The organism is Stenotrophomonas sp. YJH_SMC_25, assembly GCF_059369595.1.
Genome location: NZ_JCAFSV010000008.1, coordinates 26339 through 49789, shown reverse-complemented (window position 1 = coordinate 49789; position 23451 = coordinate 26339). Strand labels below are relative to the sequence as shown.

Annotated in this window: 21 protein-coding genes; 7 read left to right on the top strand and 14 right to left on the bottom strand. The window is 66.7% G+C overall.

All coding sequences use genetic code 11. The annotated features are described in order from the left end of the window. Window positions 1-9: 9 nt before the first annotated feature. From folC to AC5P7E_RS12200, 3 genes are all read right to left on the bottom strand, one after another. Complete coding sequence (gene folC / locus AC5P7E_RS12210) at window positions 10-1281, bottom strand: bifunctional tetrahydrofolate synthase/dihydrofolate synthase (protein WP_059033280.1); 1272 nt, start codon at window positions 1279-1281, stop codon at window positions 10-12. A gap of 40 nt (window positions 1282-1321) precedes the next feature. After that, entirely contained in the window at window positions 1322-1966 is a 645-nt protein-coding gene (locus tag AC5P7E_RS12205) for a histidine phosphatase family protein (RefSeq protein WP_012479251.1), read from the bottom strand. A 191-nt stretch (window positions 1967-2157) separates the two neighbouring features. Continuing rightward, window positions 2158-4320, bottom strand: coding sequence for a S46 family peptidase (locus AC5P7E_RS12200; protein ID WP_005412359.1), 2163 nt, complete (start codon window positions 4318-4320; stop codon window positions 2158-2160). A 478-nt stretch (window positions 4321-4798) separates the two neighbouring features. Between AC5P7E_RS12200 and tdh the strand changes: the two genes are divergently transcribed. Next, complete coding sequence (tdh, locus tag AC5P7E_RS12195; protein ID WP_010483949.1) at window positions 4799-5821, top strand: L-threonine 3-dehydrogenase; 1023 nt, start codon at window positions 4799-4801, stop codon at window positions 5819-5821. A gap of 132 nt (window positions 5822-5953) precedes the next feature. Here the strand turns inward: tdh and AC5P7E_RS12190 are convergent, their stop codons facing one another. Continuing rightward, window positions 5954-6649: a TorF family putative porin gene (locus AC5P7E_RS12190; protein WP_060379944.1), complete on the bottom strand. Its 696-nt coding sequence runs from the start codon at window positions 6647-6649 to the stop codon at window positions 5954-5956. 198 nt (window positions 6650-6847) lie between these two features. On the opposite strand from AC5P7E_RS12190, the gene kbl reads away from it, so the two are divergent. After that, window positions 6848-8056, top strand: coding sequence for a glycine C-acetyltransferase (gene kbl / locus AC5P7E_RS12185; RefSeq protein ID WP_005408238.1), 1209 nt, complete (start codon window positions 6848-6850; stop codon window positions 8054-8056). An 84-nt stretch (window positions 8057-8140) separates the two neighbouring features. Here kbl and AC5P7E_RS12180 read toward each other — a convergent pair whose 3' ends face one another. From AC5P7E_RS12180 to AC5P7E_RS12165, 4 genes are all read right to left on the bottom strand, one after another. Next, window positions 8141-8476, bottom strand: a complete 336-nt coding sequence (locus tag AC5P7E_RS12180; protein ID WP_005412356.1) for a hypothetical protein — start codon at window positions 8474-8476, stop codon at window positions 8141-8143. A gap of 85 nt (window positions 8477-8561) precedes the next feature. Continuing rightward, window positions 8562-9371: a pseudouridine synthase gene (locus AC5P7E_RS12175; protein ID WP_033835451.1), complete on the bottom strand. Its 810-nt coding sequence runs from the start codon at window positions 9369-9371 to the stop codon at window positions 8562-8564. 20 nt (window positions 9372-9391) lie between these two features. After that, window positions 9392-9898 (bottom strand): hypothetical protein, encoded by a 507-nt coding sequence (locus tag AC5P7E_RS12170; RefSeq protein ID WP_005408235.1) that lies wholly within the window; start codon window positions 9896-9898, stop codon window positions 9392-9394. A gap of 222 nt (window positions 9899-10120) precedes the next feature. Continuing rightward, window positions 10121-11221, bottom strand: a complete 1101-nt coding sequence (locus AC5P7E_RS12165) for an OmpA family protein (RefSeq protein ID WP_005408234.1) — start codon at window positions 11219-11221, stop codon at window positions 10121-10123. A 357-nt stretch (window positions 11222-11578) separates the two neighbouring features. On the opposite strand from AC5P7E_RS12165, the gene AC5P7E_RS12160 reads away from it, so the two are divergent. The 5 genes from AC5P7E_RS12160 to AC5P7E_RS12140 all read left to right on the top strand — a co-directional run bounded on the left by AC5P7E_RS12160 (window position 11579) and on the right by AC5P7E_RS12140 (window position 17159). Further along, window positions 11579-12598, top strand: coding sequence for a zinc-binding alcohol dehydrogenase family protein (locus tag AC5P7E_RS12160; RefSeq protein ID WP_049459798.1), 1020 nt, complete (start codon window positions 11579-11581; stop codon window positions 12596-12598). Window positions 12599-12807: 209 nt separating this feature from the next. Then, the gene (gene yczE, locus AC5P7E_RS12155) at window positions 12808-13437 is read left to right on the top strand and encodes a membrane protein YczE (protein ID WP_005408232.1); all 630 of its coding nucleotides are present in this window, start codon (window positions 12808-12810) and stop codon (window positions 13435-13437) included. Window positions 13438-13676: 239 nt separating this feature from the next. After that, the gene (locus AC5P7E_RS12150) at window positions 13677-15707 is read left to right on the top strand and encodes an NADPH-dependent 2,4-dienoyl-CoA reductase (RefSeq protein WP_049459796.1); all 2031 of its coding nucleotides are present in this window, start codon (window positions 13677-13679) and stop codon (window positions 15705-15707) included. A gap of 297 nt (window positions 15708-16004) precedes the next feature. Beyond that, window positions 16005-16463 (top strand): cell wall hydrolase, encoded by a 459-nt coding sequence (locus AC5P7E_RS12145; protein ID WP_004154513.1) that lies wholly within the window; start codon window positions 16005-16007, stop codon window positions 16461-16463. Window positions 16464-16547: 84 nt separating this feature from the next. Continuing rightward, window positions 16548-17159, top strand: a complete 612-nt coding sequence (locus AC5P7E_RS12140; protein ID WP_005408230.1) for a glutathione S-transferase N-terminal domain-containing protein — start codon at window positions 16548-16550, stop codon at window positions 17157-17159. Between the two features lie 67 nt (window positions 17160-17226). On the opposite strand, the gene AC5P7E_RS12135 is transcribed toward AC5P7E_RS12140, so the two are convergent. From AC5P7E_RS12135 to AC5P7E_RS12110, 6 genes are all read right to left on the bottom strand, one after another. Continuing rightward, window positions 17227-18282, bottom strand: a complete 1056-nt coding sequence (locus AC5P7E_RS12135; RefSeq protein WP_114619166.1) for a suppressor of fused domain protein — start codon at window positions 18280-18282, stop codon at window positions 17227-17229. Window positions 18283-18328: 46 nt separating this feature from the next. Then, entirely contained in the window at window positions 18329-18832 is a 504-nt protein-coding gene (locus tag AC5P7E_RS12130) for a hypothetical protein (protein ID WP_005408228.1), read from the bottom strand. Between the two features lie 215 nt (window positions 18833-19047). Beyond that, window positions 19048-20928 carry a propionate--CoA ligase gene (gene prpE, locus AC5P7E_RS12125; protein ID WP_114619165.1) on the bottom strand — a complete coding sequence of 627 codons (1881 nt, stop codon included), beginning with the start codon at window positions 20926-20928 and terminating at the stop codon, window positions 19048-19050. Window positions 20929-21272: 344 nt separating this feature from the next. Beyond that, window positions 21273-21413 (bottom strand): hypothetical protein, encoded by a 141-nt coding sequence (locus AC5P7E_RS12120; protein WP_154329255.1) that lies wholly within the window; start codon window positions 21411-21413, stop codon window positions 21273-21275. A gap of 290 nt (window positions 21414-21703) precedes the next feature. Next, window positions 21704-22318 carry an RluA family pseudouridine synthase gene (locus AC5P7E_RS12115; RefSeq protein ID WP_114619184.1) on the bottom strand — a complete coding sequence of 205 codons (615 nt, stop codon included), beginning with the start codon at window positions 22316-22318 and terminating at the stop codon, window positions 21704-21706. Window positions 22319-22440: 122 nt separating this feature from the next. Continuing rightward, window positions 22441-23427: a malate dehydrogenase gene (locus tag AC5P7E_RS12110; protein WP_004153634.1), complete on the bottom strand. Its 987-nt coding sequence runs from the start codon at window positions 23425-23427 to the stop codon at window positions 22441-22443. Between the last annotated feature and the right edge of the window lie 24 nt (window positions 23428-23451).

The window sequence follows — 23451 nt, the reverse complement described above, 5'->3', positions numbered from 1 at the left end:
GAACGCGTATCAGGCATCGCCCTGCAGCCATTGCAGGGCGGCGGCAGCGGTATGGAAGGAGCCGAACACCAGCACGCGGTCACCGCGCTCGGCCTGGGCCAGCACCTGCGCCAGTGCCTGTTCGACGCTGTCAGCCAGCAGCGCCGTGGCGGCGGCGGTGCCGGCCAGGCGTGCCTGCAGCTGGGCGGCGCTCTGCCCGCGCGGGCCTTCCAGCCCGGCCAGGGTCCACTCGCCCACCACGTCCTCCAGCGCCTGCACCACCCCCGCTGCGTCCTTGTCCTGCAGCGCGGCGTACACCGCCAGGGTGCGCCCGGCCGAGACCTCGGCCTTCAGCGCACGCGCCAGCTGGCCCGCCGCCTGTGGGTTGTGGCCGACGTCGACGCGGATTTGCACGCCATCGCGCTCGAATGCCTGCAGCCGGCCGGAAATGCGTGCCGCTGCGACACCGGCGGCCCACGCCGCACGCGGCACCGGCTTGTCCAGCGCGCGCAGCGCGGCGATGGCGGCACCCGCATTGGCCAGCTGGATCGGGCCGGCCAGCGCCGGGGTCGGCAGTTCCATGCGCAGGCCGACATCGCGCCAGCGCCAACGCTGGGCATCGATCGGCTCGTAGAAATAGTCGCTGCCACCACGGATCGCATTGGCGCCAACCAGGTAGGCACGGCGCAGCACGCTCGACGGCGGATCGGTCTCGCCCAGGATCACCGGCTTCCAGCCGCGGATGATGCCGGCCTTCTCGGTCCCGATCGCCTCGCGATCCTCGCCCAGCCACTCGGCATGGTCGATGTCCACGGTAGTGATCACCGCCACGTCGGCGTCCACGATGTTGACCGCATCGAGGCGGCCGCCCAGGCCCACTTCCAGTACCGCCAGGTCCAGCCCGGCGTCGGCGAACAGCTGCAGCGCGGCCAGCGTGCCGTACTCGAAATAGGTCAGCGTGATCTCGCCACGCACGGCTTCGATCGTATTGAACGCGGCGACCAGCGCGGCATCGTCCACGTCCTGGCCGTCGATGCGCACGCGCTCGTTGTAGCGCAGCAGGTGCGGCGAGGTGTAGGCACCGACCTTCCAGCCGGCGGCGCGTGCAATGGCTTCGATGAAAGCCACGGTTGAGCCCTTGCCGTTGGTGCCACCGACCACGATGGTGCGCTTGGCCGGCGCGCCCAGGCCCATCGCCGCGGCCACGGCGCGCACGCGCTCCAGGCCCATGTCGATGCTCGCCGGGTGCTGGCGTTCAATGTAGTCCAGCCAGTCGGCCAGGGTGGTCGGGGTGTTCGTCACGGCAGCGGTTCCAGCAGAAGCAGTTGATGCGGGGGATGGATCAGAGGGCGCGGTGCTTGGCTTCGCCGAAGAACGGCGTGTGGTGGGCGCAGTCGTTCAGGCGCACCACTTCCAGGCTGTCCAGGTCGGGGCCTTCGAGCAGGTTGAGCGTGGTCGGTGCCTGGCGGAAGGTCCACAGGCGGGAAAGCGGCAGGCCCAGCACCTTGCACAGGATCACGCGGTTGACCGCATCGTGCGCTACCACCAGCAGAGTGTCGTGCTCGCCGAGGCCTTCGGTGGCACGCGCCAGGCCGCGCCAACTGCGCTCCAGCACCAGGCGCAGCGATTCGCCGCCGGGCATCAGCACCGTATCCGGCTCCTCGCGCCAGGCCTGCAGGCGCGACGGATCCTTCTCGTGGATCTCGCTGGCGAGCAACCCTTCCCATTCACCGTGGGCGATTTCCTGCAGCTCCGGCTCGGTCAGCAGCATGTCGGCGCGGGCGGCGCCAAGCGCCAGCTGCGCGGTGCGCTGCGCGCGCGACAGCGGCGAGGCGACGGCACGGGTGATGTCCACCGAGGCCAGGCGGGCACCCAGTGCCTGGGCCTGGGCTTCACCGATCGGCGAAAGCGGAATATCGATCTGGCCCTGGTAGCGGCCTTCGGCGTTCCACGGCGTTTCGCCGTGGCGGGCAAGCAGGATGCGCATGCGTGCAAGGGGTCCTGGGGGGAGGAGGTTTCCGCGTTTCGTTCACATCCTGTGAAGTACGCGGAACAGGGATGATACCTGTTCGGCGCACCGGGCCGGGCCGGGCATGAAAAAACCCCGCGACGTGAGTCGCGGGGTTTCGGAAACTCCGGCTGTCTGGTCGAGGTTGCCGGCCAGCGGCCGGCACTACCTCACTTCGCCAGGTTCAGTTCCTTCAGCAGCTGCGGCGCCGGCGCCACTTCCTGCATGATCCACTGCATGTAGCGGCTGTCGACGGCGATCATGCGGGTCATCACCGGGTCGAACACCCAGTTGGAGCTGACCGATTCCCAGTTGCCATCGAAGGCCAGGCCGACCAGCTTGCCGTTGGCGTCCAGCACCGGCGAACCCGAGTTGCCACCGGTGATGTCCAGGTTGGACAGGAAGTTCACCGGCACCGAACCAATGCGCTTGTCTTCCAGGCCGCCGTAACGCTTGGCCTTGACTGCATCAAGCAGCGCCTTCGGCGAATCGAACGGATCCTCACCGGTTTCCTTCGCCGCCACGCCTTCCAGGGTGGTGAACGGGGTGTACTTCACGCCGTCCTTGCCATAGCCCATGACGTTGCCGAAGGTGATGCGCAGCGACAGGTTGGCGTCCGGGTAGACGAACTCACCCTGGCTCTTCTTGTAGTCGGCCACGGCCTGCAGGTACAGCGGGCGCGCGGTCAGCGATTCGCCTTCGCGGATCTTCTTCTGCTCTTCCTGCTTCAGCAGTGCGGGCATGACGGCCACGGCGTACTGGATGGCCGGATCGTTGCTGGCCTCAAACGCGGCGCGGTCGGCCTTGAACCATTTCAGGCGTGCGTCCAGGCTGCCCAGCTCGGTGCCCGACAGCTTGCCCACCAGCGATTTCACCGCAGCGGCATCGCTGCCGGCCAGCCACTTGTTCAGCACTTCGTTGTCGCGCTGTGCGGCCGGCAGGGCCACGTACTGGTCCAGCCAGTAGGCCTGCAGCTGCTGGTCCATCTTCGCCACGTAGCGACGATCCATCTGCTTCAGGCCACCTTCGATGGTGGTCAGGTCGCGTTCCTGGTAACCGGCTTCGCGTTCGGCATCCGGCTTGCTGCGCTCGATCGACAGGCGGTACAGGGTGATCGCCGCGCCAACGGCCGAGGTGTTGTTGAACTGACCGACGAACAGGTCGCGTTCGCGGGTCGACTTGCTGGTATCCAGATGCTTGAGCAGCTGCGCGTGTGCCGCCAGGGCCGGCTTGCCGGCAGCGCCCTGCTTCTTCAGCCACGCCAGCACGGCGGCTTCTTCAGCCTGCTTCTGGCCAGCGGCGTCGATGCGCTTGAAGCCTTCCAGCTGGCCCAGGTAGTTCTTGGCCACGTTGTTCATGCTGGCGGCGGTGGCGGCGTACTTCACCTTGACGTCGGCGTCGGCCTTGCCGGCGTCGGCGATCATCTTCAGCACGGCGTTGTAGTGCTTGGCGATGGTCGGGTAGGTGAAGCTGGCGGTTTCGTTGAATTCACCGGCCAGTGCATAGCGGTTGGTGCGGCCCGGGTAGCCGGCCACCATCACGAAGTCGTCGGCACCCAGCGGCTGGTCGGCGAACTTCAGGAAGTGCTTGGGCTGGTACGGCACGTTGTCGGCGGCGAAGGCGGCCGGTTTGCCGTCCTTGCCGACGTAGGCGCGGTAGAACGAGAAATCGCCGGTGTGGCGCGGCCACATCCAGTTGTCGACGTCGCCGCCGAACTTGCCGACGCTGCCCGGGGGCGCGTAGACCAGGCGCACGTCCTTGATTTCCATGTTGCGGAACAGGCGGTAGGTGTTGCCGCCGGAGAAGCTGTACAGGCGGCAGCGGAAGCCGGCATCGGCTTCACAGGCGGCGACCTGGGCCTTGTCGAAGGCGTCCAGCGCGCGGCTGCGGGCCAGCGGGTCGTTGCCGGCGGCAGCGATGGCGGCCTTGGCCTGGGTGGTGACGTCGGTGATCTGGTCGAGCACGAACACGCGGGCGTTCGGGCCGGCGCTCAGTTCGTCCTTCAGGGTCGGCGCGTTGAAGCCGTCCTTGATCAGGTTCTTCTGCGCGGTCGAATTCAGCTGGATGGCGCCATAAGCGCAGTGGTGGTTGGTGACCACCAGGCCCTGCGGCGAGACGAAGCTGGCGGTGCAGCCGCCGAGGGCGACGACCGCGCCCATCGGGTCGCCGGTCAGGTTGGACAGCTGTTCCGGGGACAGCTTCAGGCCGGCCTTCTGCAGCGGGCCGGCGATTTCCGGCAGCTGCTGCGGCACCCACATGCCTTCAGCGGCATGGGCGACTTGGGCCAGCCCGAGGCTGGCGACGATGGAGAATGCAAGCAGGTTCGAGCGCATGGAGCGGCCCCTGGTAGTGGAACCCTCGATTGTAGCCCGCCGCCCTGCCCCGGCCCGAACCCCGGAAGTCATGGGCCTACTTCTTGCGCTGCCATGCGCACGTCGGCCGCGCACATGGAATGGTCCAGAGGGGGCGTGGTCACCCTGGTCGGGACCGTTGGCGCCATGGGCCGGGCGCATGCGACTGGCGGGTTGGGCAGGACGCCCAACCCCGGTCTTGCCGTGTGCGCAGGACAGCGCGCACGAGCAAGGCGCCATCGAGCACCATGGATGGGCTTTTGCGTGTCCCGGCCAGGGTGACCACGCCCCCTCCCCCGGAATCAAGGAGGCGCTGCTGTTTGCGGCACGTTCGAAACGCCCGCCGGCGCACGCCTTTCGTTCCGCCAATGCACCCGCAGCGCAACATGGGAAATCCGCGCGGCACCCTATAATCCGCGCTTTCCCCCTGATGAGTTCCACCCCGATGGCGCAGCAAACGATGAAGGCCCTGGTCAAGCGCGAAGCGGCCAAGGGCATCTGGCTGGAAGAAGTTCCGGTGCCGACCCCGGGCCCGAATGAGGTCCTGATCAAGCTGGAGAAGACCGCGATCTGCGGTACCGACCTGCACATCTACCTGTGGGACGAGTGGAGTCAGCGCACCATCAAGCCGGGCCTGACCATCGGCCACGAATTCGTCGGTCGCGTCGCCGCACTCGGCTCGGCCGTGACCGGCTATGAAATCGGCCAGCGCGTCTCGGCCGAAGGCCACATCGTCTGCGGCCACTGCCGCAACTGCCGTGGCGGCCGCCCGCACCTGTGCCCGAACACCGTCGGCATCGGCGTCAACGTCAACGGCGCCTTCGCCGAATACATGGTGATGCCGGCCAGCAACCTGTGGCCGATCCCGGACCAGATCCCGTCGGAGCTGGCTGCGTTCTTCGACCCCTACGGCAACGCCGCGCACTGTGCGCTGGAATTCAATGTGATCGGCGAGGACGTGCTGATCACCGGTGCCGGCCCGATCGGCATCATCGCCGCCGGCATCTGCAAGCACATCGGTGCGCGCAACGTGGTGGTGACCGACGTCAATGATTTCCGCCTGAAGCTGGCCGCCGACATGGGTGCCACCCGCGTGGTCAACGTGGCCAACCAGTCGCTGAAGGACGTGATGAAGGAACTGCACATGGAGGGCTTCGACGTGGGCCTGGAAATGAGCGGCAACCCGCGCGCGTTCAACGACATGCTCGACTGCATGTACCACGGCGGCAAGATCGCCATGCTCGGCATCATGCCCAAGGGCGCCGGCTGCGACTGGGACAAGATCATCTTCAAGGGCCTGACCGTGCAGGGCATCTACGGCCGCAAGATGTACGAGACCTGGTACAAGATGACCCAGCTGGTGCTGTCCGGCTTCCCGCTCGGCAAGGTGATGACCCACCAGCTGCCGATCGACGACTTCCAGAAGGGCTTCGACCTGATGGAAGAAGGCAAGGCCGGCAAGGTTGTTTTGAGCTGGAATTGACCCTTCGCCGTGCGCGATGGGTGGGTGCCGAGCTTGCTCGGCACACCTTGAAATTGAAAAAGGCGCCCGATGGGCGCCTTTTTCTTTGGTGTTGCCGGCCAGCGGCCGGCACTACCCGTAACGCCTGCGGCGTTACTTGCCGACGGCGACGCTCAGCATCACCCGGCTGTGGGCCAGCTTGCCGGAATTGTCACGGCCGTTGCCGTCGGTGCCGTAGTAGCCCAGGCCGACGTTGAACAGGCCGAACTGGCGCGCGACGCCGACGTTCCAGTCGGTGTAGTCCTTGGCGATGCCGTCCTCGAAGGTGCTGCGACCGACGTTGGCATTCAGGGTGAAGTCCTTCGGCAGGCCCCAGCTGCCGCCCAGGCCGAAGTACCAGCCATCGGTGCTGCTGTTCCAGACATCGTTGGTGTAGGCCACCGTCAGCTTGTAGGTGTCATCCAGCGTGGTGGTGGTGATCAGCTCGTTGTAGTTCTGGTGGCTGGACTTCAGGTAGGTGTAGCGGTTCAGCAGCACGTCGAAGTTGACGCGCTCGGTGACGTCCACGCCGTAGCCGATCAGGTAGTCGACCTCGGTCTTCGGGTCACCCGCACCAAAATCCACGCCCGAGCCCCACACGCCTGCGTACAGGCCAACCGGGCTGGTGTAGGTGAAACCGGCCTGCAGGGTCGGATCCTCGTCGGTCTGCGACACACCACGGAACAGGTAATCGGAAACAGCGGTGACGTTCCAGCTGTACGGCGATTCGTTTTCCTGGGCGCTGGCGGCGAACGGGGTGGCCAGGGTCAGGGCAGCGGCAATGGCGAGGCAGGCACGGGCGTGCTTCATGGGCGTCTCCGAGGGTGGCGGGGGCAGGAAGGGGGAGCGGGCAACCGGCGCCAGACAGGCGCGGTTCACGAATTTTTAACCCGTTTGCTATTGCGATGCAACATGTGCCACCCGTGGCGGTGCCCTGCCCGGCCCGGTCGAAGGCCGTCGTAGCCCGGTAGAATCAACGGTTTCCCCGTTCAGAGCCGTGCCCACGCCATGACCGACGCCTCCTCCGCCCTGACCCGCCACTACGCCGAGGAACTGGACGCCATCCGCGCCCAGGGCCTGTTCAAGTCCGAGCGGATCATCACCAGCCCGCAGTCGGCCGAGATCACCCTCGAGGATGGCCGCAAGGTGCTGAACTTCTGTGCCAACAACTATCTGGGCCTGGCCGACCATCCGGACCTGATCCAGGCAGCCAAGGATGCGCTGGATACCCACGGCTTCGGCATGGCCTCGGTGCGCTTCATCTGCGGTACCCAGGACCTGCACAAGCAGCTGGAGAAGCAGATCGCCGACTTCTTCGGCAAGCAGGACACCATTCTGTACGCGGCCTGTTTCGACGCCAACGGCGGCCTGTTCGAACCGCTGCTCGGTGAGAACGACGCGATCATTTCCGATGCACTGAACCACGCCTCGATCATCGACGGCGTGCGCCTGTGCAAGGCCAAGCGCTTCCGCTACGCCAACTGCGACATGGCCGACCTGGAAGCCCAGCTGCAGGCCGCCGATGCCGCCGGCTGCAAGACCAAGCTGATCACCACCGACGGCGTGTTCTCGATGGACGGCTTCATCGCCCCGCTGGACGAGATCACCGCGCTGGCGAAGAAGTACAACGCGCTGGTGCACATCGACGAATGCCACGCTACCGGCTTCCTCGGCGCCACCGGCCGTGGCTCGGCCGAAGTGAAGGGCGTGCTGGAAAAGATCGACATCATCACCGGCACCCTGGGCAAAGCCATGGGCGGCGCACTGGGCGGCTTCACCTGCGCCAGCGCCGAGGTGATCGAGCTGCTGCGCCAGCGTTCGCGGCCGTACCTGTTCTCCAACTCGCTGCCGCCGCATGTGGTGGCCGCCGGCATCAAGGCATTCGAGATGCTGGCCGCCGCTGACGACCTGCGCGACACCCTGGTGGAGAACACCCGCTACTTCCGCGAAAAGATGGTCGCCGCCGGTTTCGACGTGAAGCCGGGCGTGCACCCGATCAGCCCGGTGATGCTGTACGACGCACCGCTGGCGCAGAAGTTCGCCGAGCGCCTGCTCGAAGAAGGCATCTACGCGATCGGTTTCTTCTTCCCGGTGGTGCCCAAGGGCCAGGCCCGCATCCGCACCCAGATCAGCGCTGCGCACAGCCGCGAGCACCTGGACCGCGCGATCGATGCGTTCACCCGCATCGGTGTCGAGCTGGGCGTGATCAAGGGTTGATCCCAGCGGTCAAAGCGTGCCGACCAAGGTCGGCACCTACCAGAGCTTGAGGGCGTGCCGACCGAGGTCGACACCTTCCCGGCATCACTTCTTTTTCTTCTTGCCCTTCGGCTCGTCCTTGCTGGCCACCACCACCGGCTTGGCGGCAGCGTCCTGGCCGTTGCCCTTGGCAACGCGGATGCCGTTGGCCTTCATCCAGGCATCAAACTCGTCGGCGGTCATCTTCTTGTCGCCGTTGCTCATCAGGAAGCGGTAGCTGCCGCGGCCATCCAGCTCCGGGGTCTTCACTTCCACCACCGGGGTTTCGGCCGGCGTTTCTGCCTTGGCCACCTTCTTGTGGCCACCACAGGCGGTCAGCAGCACCATCGGCAGCAGCAGGCCTGCGCAGCGCAGGGTTTGGTTGAGGGTCGGGTGGTACATGGGCAGGCTCCGTTCGGGAAGTTCAGCAACCAGGCGCCCCCTACGCCTGGAACGGTGGCCGGCAACCGCCGGCCGCGGGCGATGATCAGCCCGGTGCAGCGGCCCCCAGCCGCTGCTGGTCATTGACCTCCAGCATCCGCCACTGACCCTTGCCGAGATCGCCGAGCTGCAGCCCGCCGATCGCAACCCGGACCAGGCGCAGCACCTGCAGGTCGAAGGCCGCCAGCAGGCGGCGGATGTGGCGGTTGCGGCCCTCGTCGAGGACCACCTCCAGCCACGCGGTCTTGTCGCCGCTGCGCAGCACGCGCACGGCCTGGGCCACGAGGAACTCGCCCTCGTCCTCCACGCCGGCCTGCAGGGCCGCCAGCGTGGCGTCATCGGGCAGGCGGTCGACCTGCACGTGGTACGTCTTCTGCGGACCCGTTTCCGGATCGGTCAGGCGCGCGGCCCACTGCGGATCGTTGCTGAACAGCAACAGCCCTTCACTGGCCTTGTCCAGGCGCCCGACCGGCGCGATCCACGGCAGCCCTGCACCATCGAAACAGCGGTAGACGGTGTCGCGGCCACGCTCGTCCTGCACGGTGGTCACCACCCCGCGTGGCTTGTTGAGCATCAGGTACAGGCGCTGCGGCGCGCCCATCGGCTGGCCATCGACCTCGATCGGTGGCGCCGGCTGGCCAATCGGGAACTCGGGATCCCGCACGATGCGGCCGGAGACGCGTACGCGGCCCTCGGCAATCCAGCGCGCGGCCTCGCTGCGCGAGCAGACGCCGGCCTTGGACAGCACGCGCGCCAGGCCATGACGGACACCGGCGGCTGTGGCAGCGGGAGTCGCACGCCCACGCGATGCGTGGGAGCGGGCGGCGGGGGCGGCAGGTGGGCGGCGCGTGCGCAAGCCTCTGCTCCCCGCGGCGCTTACTTCTTGTCGACCGGCTTGGTCTCAGCCGGTGCTTCGGCCGGGGCCGGAGTGGCGGCCGGAGCCGGACGCGCCTTGACCACACGCACGCCACGCGCCTTCATCCAGGCGTCGAACTCTTCGGCGGTCATGCGCTTGCCGTTCTGGCTCATGTCGAAGCGCCAGGGCGTGTTGTCGAATTCGGTCTGCGGCTTGTAGGCCGCCGGATCGTTCGGCTTCACCGCCGGTGCGCTCGGAATGGCCTTGGCGATGTTCTGGCAGCCATCGATGCGCAGGCGCTGCAGCACCTGGTCCAGCGACTGCGACGGATCGTAGTTGCTGCTCAGCACGCCGGCCGGCATGCCCAGCTGGTTGCCACGGATGTAGAGCTCGTCGGCCACCGGCGCGATGGTCGTGGCCGGCAACGGCAGCGGCGAGGCGCTGGTGTTTACCGAGCAATCGACCGCAGCATGGGCGGCGGGAACCAGGGCCAGCGCCAGGACGGCGGCCGATGCAGAGCGCAGCATGAAGGGCATCCAGGAAAGGAAGTGACGCGGCGAGTTTAGCAATGCCACGACAGCTTTCAAGCGCCACTTTCAATGAATACGACAACCCATTGGTTTTACGGACAAAAACCCGACGAACGGTTAGCCCCCCCGGAGCGGCAGGCACCGGTTGCCGGGCCGCAGAAACAACAAGACCCGGCCGAAGCCGGGTCCTGCTGTGTCCTACTGGCAGAGCGTCAGAACTTAGTTCTGGACGTTCAGCTCGGTACGACGGTTCTTGGCGCGACCTTCCGGGTTGTCCGAACCATCCGGGTTGGTGTTCGGAGCAATCGGACGGCTCTCGCCGTAGCCGATCGGGCCGACCAGGCGACCGGCGTCAACGCCGTTCTTGGTCAGGTAGTTGTACACGGCGGTAGCACGACGCTCCGACAGCTTCTGGTTGTAAGCGTCGGTACCCTTCGAGTCGGTGTGACCGGCGACTTCAACGCGCAGATCCGGGTAACGCTTCAGGATCTCGGTGGCTTCGCTCAGGATCGCCACGGCGTCCGGACGCAGGTTCGACTTGTCGAAGTCGAAGTTGACGCCCTTCAGGTCGATGGAGACCGGCACCGGGCAACCGTCCGGACCGATGGTCTGACCCGGCTGCGAGTTCGGGCACTTGTCGTCGCAGTTGTTGACGCCGTCACCGTCGTCATCCAGGTCGGCGCAGCTCGGGGCAACCGGAGCCGGAGCCGGAGCAGCCGCGACCGGAGCCGGGCCCAGCGGGATCACGACGCCGACCGAAGCCAGCACGTCGCCGAACCAGCTTTCATCGTTGCCGGCACGCTTCGGGTTCACGCTCTGGTCGTCGAAATCAGCGCGGTAGGCGACTTCGGCACGGACAGCGACGCGCTTCTCGAAGGTGGTCTGCAGACCGACGCCGACCTTGGCGGCAAAGTTGCCGTCCTTGCGGTCAGCCAGGCCACCGCTGATCGGGTTGTACTCTTCTTCCGACTTCTGGTAGCCCAGGCCGGCCAGCAGGTACGGGTTCCAGCCGCGGCCTTCCTTGATGAAGTGGCGACGCAGGTCCAGCGAGACGCCGTACTGCGACCAGTTCATGTCCTTGTTGGCGTCGAAGTTCGGGTTCTGGTAGTTCAGCTCACCGTCCAGCGACCAGTTCGGGCTGATGAACTTGCCCAGGCCCAGGGTGACGAACGGAGCGTCATTGGTCAGGCGGTCGCTGTCCTGGAAGTTGAAGCCGGCCGAACCGGTCAGGTACCAGCGGTCATCGAACTCCTGCGCGGACGCAGCCTGGGCGAAAGCCAGACCACCCAGCAGCGCGGCAGTAAGGATCTTCTTGTTCATTGAGTACAGCTCCTATTTCGGGGGTATGAAACCGGTAGAGGCATGGGCCAGCACTAGTGCGTCGATGTTCGACAGCCGATTCAGCACGCCACCGCCGCGAACATTATGCTCAGGCGGGTGAAGGTCATGTTAACAGTCCCGTAACATGTGAAGTATCGCGCCCGACCCTCCACCGGTCCGACGTTGAAACCCTATACAGGATGATGAAAATCCGCAAGACCCTCACGCTGCAAGGGTTTGACGGGATTTAGGTGCGGAGTACGACATATTGCGCAACAGCTTGCGCCGCCCGATTCAGCGTATCTGCTGAAACGTGAGGAACTCTATGATGGAGCCACGTACCCAGCCGGAGCCGAGATGAAAGCCGTCGCCCTGAGTCGTGAATCCGCCCCCGCCCTCTGCGATATCCACCTGCCCCCGCCGCTGCCTCCGCGTGGCCGCGACCTGCTGATCCGGGTCGAGGCCGTCTCGGTGAACCCGGTCGACGGCAAGCAGCGGGCGGCCACCGATCCGGCCACGCTCGAAGCACCCCGCGTACTCGGTTGGGACGCCGCCGGGGTGGTCGAAGCGATCGGCGAGGACGCCAGCCTGTTCGCGTCCGGCGACGAGGTCTACTACGCCGGTGATGTCACCCGGCCAGGCTGCAATGCGCAGTTCCATCTTGTGGACGAACGGCTGGTAGCGCGCAAGCCGACCACGCTCGACTTCGCCGAAGCGGCCGCACTGCCACTGACCACGCTCACCGCATGGGAACTGCTGTTCCAGCGCATGCCATTGCAGCTGGATGATCGCCGCCATGCCGGCCAGCACCTGCTGGTGATCGGCGGAGCAGGCGGTGTTGGATCGATGGCGATCCAGCTGGGCCGGCATGCTGGATTCGAGGTGATCGCCACCGCCTCGCGTGAATCGTCGATCGACTGGTGCCGGCAGATGGGTGCCCAGCATGTAATCGACCACCGGCAGCCGCTGCTGCCCCAGCTGCAGGCATTGGGCATCGACGCAGTACAGGTCGCGCTCAACCTGGCCGACACCGACCATTACTGGGATGCGTTGGGTCAGCTGCTGGCGCCACAGGGCCATGTCGGCCTCATCGTCGAACCGCGCGGCGCGCTGCGCATCGGTGATCCCTACAAGGCCAAGTGCATCGGCATCCACTGGGAGTTCATGTTCGCGCGTTCGCGCTTCGCCACGGCGGACCGCATCGAACAGCACCGCATCCTCAGCCGCGCGGCCAGCATGATCGACGCTGGCCAGCTGCGCGGCACCCTCAGCGAGACGCTGGGCGCGATCAATGCGGCGAATCTGGACATCGCGCATCAGCGCTTGGCCAGCGGGCGCACGGTGGGCAAGCTGGCGCTGGCCGGCTGGGGCGACTGAGCCAGGCTGGAACGCCGGTGCAGTACCGAGCCATGTTCGGCTGGCGGTGCCAGGCAAAGCAGCCGGAGCATGGCCCAGCTCCACAGAACGGCCCATACGCAGGATCGACGACTCCTGTAGCGGCGAATCGGCCGGCATCTGTATCTATGGGAGTGAATGAATCGGGATTACGGTGGAAACAGATCCCTCCCCTCTCCCCGAGCGCCGTCATGCCCACCGCCCTGCCCCTGCGTCTGCTGCAACTGATCATCGGCCTGTTCCTGTACGGCTTCGGCGCCTCGCTGATGATCCGTGCAGCGATCGGCGTGGCCCCCTGGGACGTGTTGTCGCAGGGCATCGCCGCACAGACGCCGCTATCGTTCGGCCTGGCCACCAATGTGATCGGTGCACTGGTGCTGCTGCTGTGGTGGCCATTGCGACAGAAGCCGGGTGTCGGCACCGTGCTCAACGTGATGTTGATCGGCCCATCCGCGCAGTTCGGGCTGTGGTTGCTTCCCCCGGCGGTCGGCCTTGGCTGGCAGCTGGCGATGTTCTGCGCCGGCATGCTGCTGGTCGCCCTGGCCACCGGCCTGTACATCGGCGCCAAGCTCGGGCCCGGCCCGCGCGACGGCCTGATGACCGGCCTGCATGCCCGCACCGGCTGGCCGATCTGGAAGGTGCGCAGCCTGATCGAGGGCAGCGTGCTGCTGCTGGGTTGGTGGCTCGGCGGCAACGTCGGTGTCGGCACCCTCGCCTTCGCCCTGCTGATTGGCCCCCTGTGCGGAGTAACGCTGGGCTGGTTCGGGATTGGGCGTCCCCCGGTAGTGCCGGCCGCTGGCCGGCAACCGCAATCACCCTGAGCTGATCGAATGCCGGCCAGCGGCCGGCACTACCGCCCCCCGGAGTTCGGGGGCAGCGCCGCAGGCGCGGGGGGTGGAGGCCGGTAAGTGGGGCCCGCGGTTCGCGCAGCGAAATGCGGGAGCGACAGCACGCATGTGCCGAGCGTACCCGGCCAGCGGCCGGCACTACCGCCCGCGCCCCTTGCCCCAGCCGCCGTTTCCCGGCACGCTTCGCGCTTCCGTACGCAAGCGTATCGATCATGTCGCCAGCCAACGAAAGCGCCTACCCCCACCTGTTCGCCCCGCTGGACCTGGGCTTCACCCAGCTGCGCAACCGCGTGCTGATGGGTTCGATGCACACCGGCCTGGAAGATCGCGCCCGCGACTTCCCGCGCCTGGCCGCCTACTTCGCCGAACGCGCCGAAGGTGGCGTCGGCCTGATCGTCACCGGTGGCTTCGCGCCGAACGTGGTCGGCTGGCTGAAGCCCTTTGGCGGAAAGCTGTCCTGGCCCTGGGAAGTGCGCCCGCACCGGCAGCTCACCGCGGCCGCGCACCAGCACGGCGCGAAGATCTGCCTGCAGCTGCTGCATGCCGGCCGCTATGCCTACCATCCCCTGTCGGTGGCACCGTCGAAGCTGAAGGCGCCGATCAACCCGTTCACCCCCCGTGCGCTGTCGGCCAGCGGCGTCGAGCGGCATATCGCCGACTACGCACGCAGCGCAAAGCTGGCCCGTGAAGCCGGCTACGATGGCGTCGAAGTGATGGGCTCGGAGGGCTACCTCATCAACGAGTTCATCGCCCCGCGCACCAACAAGCGCTCCGACCGCTGGGGTGGCGACGCCAACCAACGCATGCGTTTTGCAGTGGAGATCGTGCGCCGCATCCGCGAGGCCTGCGGCCCGGACTTCATCATCATCTATCGCCTGTCGCTGGTGGATCTGGTTGACGACGGCAGCAACTGGGAAGAGATCGTGCAGCAGGCCCAGGCCATCGAGGCGGCTGGCGCGACGATCATCAATTCCGGCATCGGCTGGCACGAAGCGCGCATCCCGACCATTGCCACCTCGGTGCCGCGCGCCGCCTTCGCCGCTGTCACCGCCAAGCTCAAGCCGCATGTAACGGTGCCGCTGGTGGCGACCAACCGCATCAACATGCCCGACGTCGCCGAGCGCATCCTCGCCAGCGGCGGCGCCGACATGGTGTCGCTGGCGCGCCCGCTGCTGGCCGACCCGCAATGGCCCAACAAGGCCCGCGCCGGCCGAGCCGAGGCGATCAACACCTGCATCGCCTGCAACCAGGCCTGCCTGGACCACGTGTTCGAGAACAAGCTGGCCAGCTGCCTGGTCAATCCGCGTGCCGCACACGAGACCGAGCTGGTCTACCGCCCGGCTGCCACGCCGAAAAAGGTCGCGGTGGTCGGCGCCGGTCCGGCCGGCCTGGCTTGCGCCACGGTGGCCGCCGAGCGCGGCCACCAGGTCACCCTGTTCGATGCCAACGACGAGATCGGTGGCCAGTTCAACGTGGCCAAGCGCATCCCCGGCAAGGAAGAGTTCCACGAGACCCTGCGCTATTTCCGCCACAAGCTGGCTGAAACCGGCGTGCAGCTACGCCTGGGCACGCGAGCAGATGCGGCCAACCTGGCCGGCTTCGACGAGGTGGTGCTGGCCACCGGCATCACGCCGCGCAAGGTCGACTTCCCCGGCGCCAACCACGCCAAGGTGGTCAGTTACCTGGACGTGCTGCTGGGCCGGGTCGAAGTGGGCGCCAGTGCGGCGATCATCGGCGCCGGCGGCATCGGCTTCGATGTCGGCGAGTTCCTCAGCCACACTGGTGAGTCCCCCTCGCTGGACCCACAGCGCTGGATGGCCGAATGGGGCGTGGACAGCACATTCGAGGCCCGCGGCTCGCTGGCCAGGCCGCTGCCCGAGGCATCGCCGCGGCGGCTGTGGCTGCTGCAGCGCAGCCCCGGCAAGCCCGGCGCGCGGCTGGGCAAGACCACCGGCTGGATCCACCGCGCCACGCTGAAGGCCAAGGGCGTGCGCATGCTCGGCGGCGTCGAGTACCTGGGCGTGGACGACGAAGGCCTGCGCATCCGCGTGGAAGGCAGCGAACAGCTGCTGCCGGTCGACCATGTGGTGATCTGCGCCGGGCAGGAACCGAACCGCGTATTGCAGGCCGAGCTGCAGGCCGCCGGCATCAACGCGCAGCTGATCGGCGGTGCCGATGTAGCGGCCGAACTGGACGCCAAGCGGGCCATCGACCAGGGCAGCCGGGTGGCCGCCGCGCTCTGATGAGCGCCTGAATGGGGGACGGAATGTGATTTCCGTCACCCCTCCCGAACCTGAATGTCAAGCCGGACGGTTCACGATGCGTTCGGCTACGCCCCCCTACCTTGCGCCATCTTTCCGCTCACCAGCCAGTTTCCGGTGAGCCGGCGCAGCCCCACGATCGGTACTGGTCGTTTCTTTTGGGGCTGCCCACGGGGCGGCCCCGATGGCCGCCTCCCCATGACGCCAAGTCGTACCCCGCATCCTGTCGCCCCCGCGACTGGAAGCGGAGAGTGCGGCCCATACGGAGCAAGGAGTTATATGAAACTGGCCTGGATTCTCTGGCTGTCGCAGTTGTTGCCGCAGCCGGCCGCTGATTCACTGTGTCTGAGCACCACCGTTTACCTGGAAGCCCGCGACCAGACCCTGCGCGGCCAGCAAGCCGTTGCCGAGGTCGCCCTGCGCCGCCTCGACAGTGGCCTGTGGGGCGACTCGATGTGCCAGGTGGTCACCGCGCGCAAGCAGTTCGCGCCGACCATCGTCTCCCCCGGCACCCAGCTGGGCAATGACGCGGCCTGGAGCGAGGCAATGAACGTGGCCTTCGACGCCGAGCGCAACTGGGCGCTGCCGGCCGGCGAGCGCCGCGAGATCGTGCCCGGAGCCAGCCACTTCGCCGCGTTGTCCATCGCCAGCCCGAACTGGCGCAACGCCTACCAGGTGGCCACCATCGGCGATCACACCTTCTATAAGGTGCAGAACCTCAAGCCGCGGCAGTCGTAACGATCCGTGCTGGCGGCAGCGTTGCCGCCCGCTGGCAGGCTCTGGGATAGTGGGCGTTTCCCGCCCGCATCACCTGGAGTTCCCATGAAGCTGTACAGCAAGCCCGGTGCCTGTTCCACCGCCGACCACATCGCCCTGCAGTGGACCGGCCAGCCGTTCGAGGTCGAACTGCTGAACAAGGACACCCTGAAGGGTCCGGAATTCCTCAAGATCAATCCGGCCGGCGCCGTTCCCGCGCTGGTCGATGGCGACTTCGTGCTGCTGCAGAACGCCGCGATCATGGGCTATATCGCCGACACCTACCCGCAGGCCGGCCTCGGCGGCGATGGCAGTGCGCGCCAGCGTGCCGAAGCCACCCGCTGGCTGGCCTTCGTCAATTCCGACGTGCATCCGGCCTTCTCGCCGTTGTTCGCACCGGGCAAGTTCATCGCCGACGAAAGCCAGTTCGACGCGATCCGCGCCGCCGCACACAAGCGCCTGCGTGGCCTGTTCGAGACCGCTGACAGGCAGCTGGCCGACAAGCCCTGGCTGGCCGGCTTCCGCAGTTTCGCCGATCCGTACTTCTACATCACCCTGCGTTGGGCCGCCGGCACCAAGGTCGACCTGTCGGGCCTGGACAACCTGGCCGCCTACAAGGCACGCATGGACGCCGATGCCGGCGTGCAGGCCGCACTGAAGGCCGAAGGCCTGGCCTGAGCCTGACCCGGGGTCGGATCCGTCTGCACAGCCGGCGGCTCTGACCCCACCGGCGCCATCACCACACTCAGCCGATCTGGCGGATCACTTCACCGTTGGCATCGCGCAGGTAGGTCGGCACCACTTCGATGCGCAGCGCTCCCGCCACCGGGTAGATGCCACGTTCGGCACGCACGCCCGCCAGGGCCTGCAGCCCCGTCTCGTCCAGCGCCCAGCGCGTGCTGTCGGCCGATACCTCGCCGGTTTCACCGCGCGCTGCCGGAATGAATTCCCACTGCCGCTCGCGGCTGGCCAGTTCCAGCGATTTGCCGTGGCGCAGGCGCAATGGCAGCAGCTCGCACACACTGGCCACCTGGCCGGCGCCGAGCACCAGGGTGGTGACGCCCGCCTCCTGCCGCCAATCCAGTGTCTCGATGAACAACATGCCGGTGCTGGAGCCCTCGCGCTCGCTGCCGGCCCGCACCTGTGCGGCGAGTGTCGGATCCTCCAACAGGTTGCCGCGATGCAGGTCGCTGATCCACAGCGGCATCGCCGGTTGCAGCGCCTGCAGCACGCCGCGCGTCGACCAGCGCTTGACCGCTTCCATCTCCTCATCGGTCAGCCCGACCAGCTGCAGGAACTGCAGGTGGCCATTGGCGGTGTCGCGCGCAGGCAACTGCGGATCGGCGATGAAGGCCAGGTGGCACAGGCGCGTGCCGGTCTCCAGCGCGATCGGGCCGTTGGCGTTCAGATGGTGACCATCCTCGAACACGTTGCCGCTGCCAAACACGTAGCGCGCCAGGTTCTGCAGCAGGTTCATCGGCCACACCGGCGGGTTGCTGCCGGCGTGCTCACCGGCTTCAGCAGCCAGGCGGAAGGTCATCTCGAAACCATAGCCGCTGGCGGCGGCATCGCTGCTCTCCTTGGTGTACAGCTCGGAGAAGCCGTAGGTGATGTAGTGCCAATGCGGCACCGGTGCATCCACCCAGTAAACGCTGATGCCATCCAGTGGATCCTGGCCACCCAGCGTGTACGGCAACGCCGTACCGTAGTGACGGGGTTCCTGGCCGGCATACAGCGGCGCCAGCGCCGCATTGATCGCGTCCCAGCCTGGGGTGTCGGTGTCGTCGTGGTCGTCCTGCACGCGGGACTCCTTGTGGGGAAGTGAACCGATCACTTTACGCGGTGGCTCATGCCTGCACGACCTCGCCGCCACCATTGACCACGGCGGCCTGGGTTTCCTGCCACCAGCGCTGCGCCAGCGCCGGGCTGCGCGCCTTGCCCACCGCCGCCAGCAGTTCCGGGCACAGGCGTTCCAGTGCAAGTGCATCGGTGCAGCGTTCAATCTTCAACTGCATGAAGTAGCCCTTCAGGCCCAGGTGGCGCCGCACCGCCTCGCTCATCGCGTCGTACAGCTGCTGGTACAACGCCGGATCCTGTTCGCGGCCGGTGCTGATGCCACGTACCGGTGCCACCTCGGCATTGCCACCGATCACTTCGATCAGGCCCTGCGCTTCCAGCTGCTCCAGTGCATCGGCCGGCGCGCGCAGGCCTTCGAACAGGCCACGCAATTCAGTGTCATCGCGATGGCCGTCGACCATCAGCAGGATCGAACGCAGTGCCGCCGGCAGGCGCCGGCCACGGTCTTCGATTTCCTGACGGCCAGCAGCCGTCTTGGCGTGCAGCAATGCCATTGCCTCCCCCTCCCTCGATGCACAATGCCGGCGCGCCCTGACGGGCACGCTCCCCTGTGTGTCATCCCCGGACGGCACGCGCCTTCCCCGGCGCGCGCCGCGTATTGCAGGTCGATGACAGGCCGAGCTTAGCGCAAGTGCCGCGGGTAGTGCCGGCCGCTGGCCGGCAACCTCGGGATTGATGGGGGTGCCGGCCAGCGGCCGGCACTACCGGATCAACGGCCCAGCGCGCGGCGGATCTCCTCCAGCGCGCTGGGGTCGTCCAGCGTCGACAGGTCGCCCGGATCACGCTGTTCGGCCAGCGCCTGCAGCGAGCGCCGCAGCAGCTTGCCGGAGCGGGTCTTGGGCAGTGCATTGACCACGTGTACGTGCGCCGGGCGTGCGACCGCGCCGAGCGAGGTGGTCACCGTCGCCATCATCTCGGCCACCACCGGCGCCGGATCCTCGCCATCCAGGCCCTGCTTGAGGGTGACGAACACCAGCGGCACCTGCCCCTTCAGTTCATCCTTGACCCCGATCACGGCGGCCTCGGCCACCCGCGGATGGCTGGAAATGGCCTCCTCGATCTCTCGCGTGCCCAGACGGTGCCCGGCTACATTGATGACATCATCGGTGCGACCGAGGATGAAGGTGTAGCCATCGTCGTCGCGGATCGCCCAGTCCAGCGAGCTGTACAACAGTTCCTTGAAGTGGCTGAAGTAGCTCTGCAGGAAGCGGCTGTCATCGTTCCACACGGTGCTCATGCAACCCGGCGGCAACGGTGGCGACACCACCAGCACGCCCTTCTGCCCCGGCGCGACCTCCTCGCCGGTGTTCTCGTCGATCACCTTCATCCGGTAACCAAGATTGGGGAAACCGGGCGAACCGAAGCGCACCGGCTTCATTTCCAGGCCCGGCAACAGGGTCAGTGCCGGCCAGCCGGTTTCGGTCTGCCAGTAGTTGTCGATGATCGGCTTGCCGAGCGCTTCGCTGATCCAGTGCGCGGTCGGCTCGTCGAGCGGCTCGCCGGCCAGGAACAGGTACTTCAGCGCGCGCAGATCGTGGCGATGGATGAAGTCCGCGTCGTGCTTCTTCAGCACGCGGATGGCGGTGGGCGAGGAGAACATCGTGCGCACGTTGTACTGCTCGCACAGCGCCCACCAGATGCCCGGGTCCGGGTTGGTCGGCAGCCCTTCGTACAGCAGCGAGGTGCAGCCACCGATCAGCGGGCCGTACACGTTGTAGGAGTGGCCCACCGCCCAGCCGACATCGGAGGTGGAGAACATCACCTGGCCCGGCTTGCAGTCGAACACGGTCTCCATCGACTGCGCCATCGCCACCGCATAGCCGCCCACATCGCGCTGCACGCCCTTCGGCTTGCCGGTGGTGCCGGAGGTATACAGCAGATAGCTCGGCTCGCTCGCTTCCAGCCACTGCACCGGCACATCCACTTCCCCGATCTGTGCATGCAGCGTGGCGTAGTCCACATCACGGCCCGGCACGCGGGGTTCGGCGGCATCCAGCCCGCGCGACACGATCAGCACATGCGGTGGCGGCGACGCCGCTTCGGCGCAGGCGGCGTCGACCATCGGCTTGTACGGAATCAGCTTGCCACCGCGCATGCCGGCGTCGGCGGCGATCAGCAGCTTGGGCTTGGCATCGTCGATGCGCAGCGCCAGGTTGTGCGCGGCGAAGCCACCGAACACCACCGAGTGCACCGCACCGATGCGCGCGCAGGCCAGCATCGCAAACACCGATTCGGCCATGTTCGGCATGTAGATCACCACGCGGTCACCGTGGCCGACACCGAGGTGCTTGAGTACCGCGGCGAAGTCGTTCACTTCGCGGTACAGCTGGCGATAGGTGATCTCGCGTGTGCTGTTGGTTTCGGTGGAGATGGCGACCAGCGCGAGCTGGTCGGCGCGCTCGGCCAGGTGGCGGTCGACGGCGTTGTAGCAGAGATTGGTTTCGCCGCCGACGAACCAGCGCCGGAACGGCGGGTTGCTGTAGTCGAGCACCTGCTGCGGCGGTTTATGCCAATGGATGCGCTTGGCTTCCTCGCCCCAGAAGGCCTCCGGCTCGTCGATCGAGCGACGGTAGGTTTCCTCGTAGTTCATGACGCAGCCCTCCCAGACAAAGTCATGGGTTCGAGGATAGTCCGGCGCTGCCGCGCGGGCCGCCCTACCTTGGTAGGGGGTGGGGTTTGTTATGCAGGGCTTGCAGCCCTGCACCTGCGGTAGTGCCGGCCGCTGGCCGGCAACCTCAGAAGCAACAGCCGAAGCAACAGCAGAAGCTGGCTTACTGGGGGATGGCGGGGCGGGTCCGATTGCGGGGGACGCCGTGAATCCGTCCTTGGAGGCTCGGTCGCCGCTTGCTCGTGTGCGCAGTCCTGCGCACACGGCAAGACCGGGGTTGGGCGTCCTGCCCAACCCGCCCGAGGCATGCCTCGGGCCCATGCGGCTCACGCCCCCGCAACCGGACCCACCCCGCCTTCGACAGATTCCGCGATCTGCCGGAACGGCATATTGTTCTGGTCGGTGTCGACCTTGGTCGACTGCTCTGGTAGGTGTTGACCTTGGTCGACGCGGTAGATCCACGCCATGCGTGGATGGTTCATTCGATATCTGACAGAAAAATCGTGTCGACCAAGGTCGACACCTACCAACAGCTGCGCGGAACAACGGCCACCGCTACCGACAGCCGAGTGAACCTGTCGAAGGTGGGGCGGTGTCGAAGTGCGGGGTGTCAGCCGCATGGATGCGGCTGCCAAGCCTACACGGACGTACTTGCGGCGGCCCCGCACTTCGACACCGTCCCGCCAACCCACGTATAGCCCGCTTTTGACGTTGACGTTGATTCTGCGGGTGCAGGGCTGCAAGCCCTGCCGACCCCCTAGAACGGAGCCGCGGACTCGAACGCGAGCGCCTCGCCCGTCAGCGGATGCGTGAACCGCAGGCTGCGTGCATGCAGATGCACGCGGTGCGCCGGTGCCGCGTCATACAGCACGTCGCCAACAATCGGATGGCCAATACTGGCCATGTGCAACCGCAGCTGATGGCTGCGGCCGGTGATCGGTTCCAACGCCACGCGCGTGCGCCGCGCTTCTACATCACGCGCCAGTACGCGCCAGCGGGTCAACGCCGGCTTGCCGCGTTCGTGATCGACCATCTGCTTCGGCCGGTTCGGCCAGTCAACGATCAACGGCAGGTCCACTTCGCCGGAATCACCCTCGAGCAGCCCCTGCACCACCGCTTCATACCGCTTGCCAACCTGGCGCTGCTCGAACTGCATCGACAACGCCGCCTGCATGTCCTTGCCACGCGCATGCAGCAGCAGGCCCGAGGTCACCTGGTCCAGCCGATGCACGGTCAACGCATCCGGATACAGCGCCTGCAGGCGCGCGACCACGCAGTCCTGGTTCTCGGCGCTGCGGCCGGGTACGGACAACAGGCCAGCCGGCTTCTCGGCCACCAGCAGTGCGTCATCGATGTAGTGCAGGTGGATCATGCGGTTCCAGGAATTCCAAATGAAAACGGGGAAGCCGAAGCCTCCCCGTTTTCTGCGTACCAACCAACGGTCGGTACCTACCTTGATCGAAGACGTACCGGCCGGAGCCGGTACCGCCTGCATCAGCCCAGCAGGTGGGCGACGCCGGCGCGCTCTTCTTCCAGCTCGGCCAGGGTCTTGTCGATGTACTTCTGGCTGAAGTCGTCGATCGGCAGGTCCTTGACCAGGGTGTACTTGCCGTTCTCGGTGGTCACCGCGAAGCCGAAGATCACGCCTTCCGGAATGCCGTAGGAACCGTCGGACGGCACGCCCATGGTGACCCACTTGCCGTTGCTGCCCAGCACCCAGTCACGCACGTGGTCGATCGCTGCGTTGGCGGCCGAAGCAGCCGAGGACGAGCCACGGGCTTCGATGATCGCCGCGCCGCGCTTGCCGACGGTCGGGATGAAGGTGTTGGCGTTCCACTCCTGGTCGTTGATCGCATCGGCGATCGACGCACCATCGGCGGTGGCGAAACGGTAGTCCGGGTACATGGTCGGGCTGTGGTTGCCCCACACCACCAGCTTCTCCATGCCACCGACCGGCTTGCCGAGCTTGGTCGACAGCTGGCTCAGCGCGCGGTTGTGGTCCAGGCGCAGCATGGCGGTGAAGTTTTCCGGCTTCAGGTCCGGGGCCGACTTCATCGCGATGTAGGCGTTGGTGTTGGCCGGGTTGCCGACCACCAGCACCTTCACGTCACGGCTGGCGACCTTGTTCAGCGCTGCACCCTGGGCGGTGAAGATCTTGGCGTTCTCCAGCAGCAGGTCCTTGCGCTCCATGCCCGGGCCGCGCGGACGTGCGCCGACCAGCAGGGCGATGTCGGCATCCTTGAACGCGACTTCGGCGTCATCGGTGCCGACCATGCCGGCCAGCAGCGGGAAGGCACAGTCTTCCAGCTCCATCATCACGCCCTTCAGGGCGGCCTGGGCCTTGTCCACCGGCAGTTCCAGCAGCTGCAGGATGACCGGCTGGTCCTTGCCCAGCATTTCGCCGGAGGCGATGCGGAACAGCAGGGCATAACCGATCTGGCCGGCGGCGCCGGTCACGGCAACACGAACGGGTGCTTTCATGGGGGTTTCCTCTTGCTTGCAAGC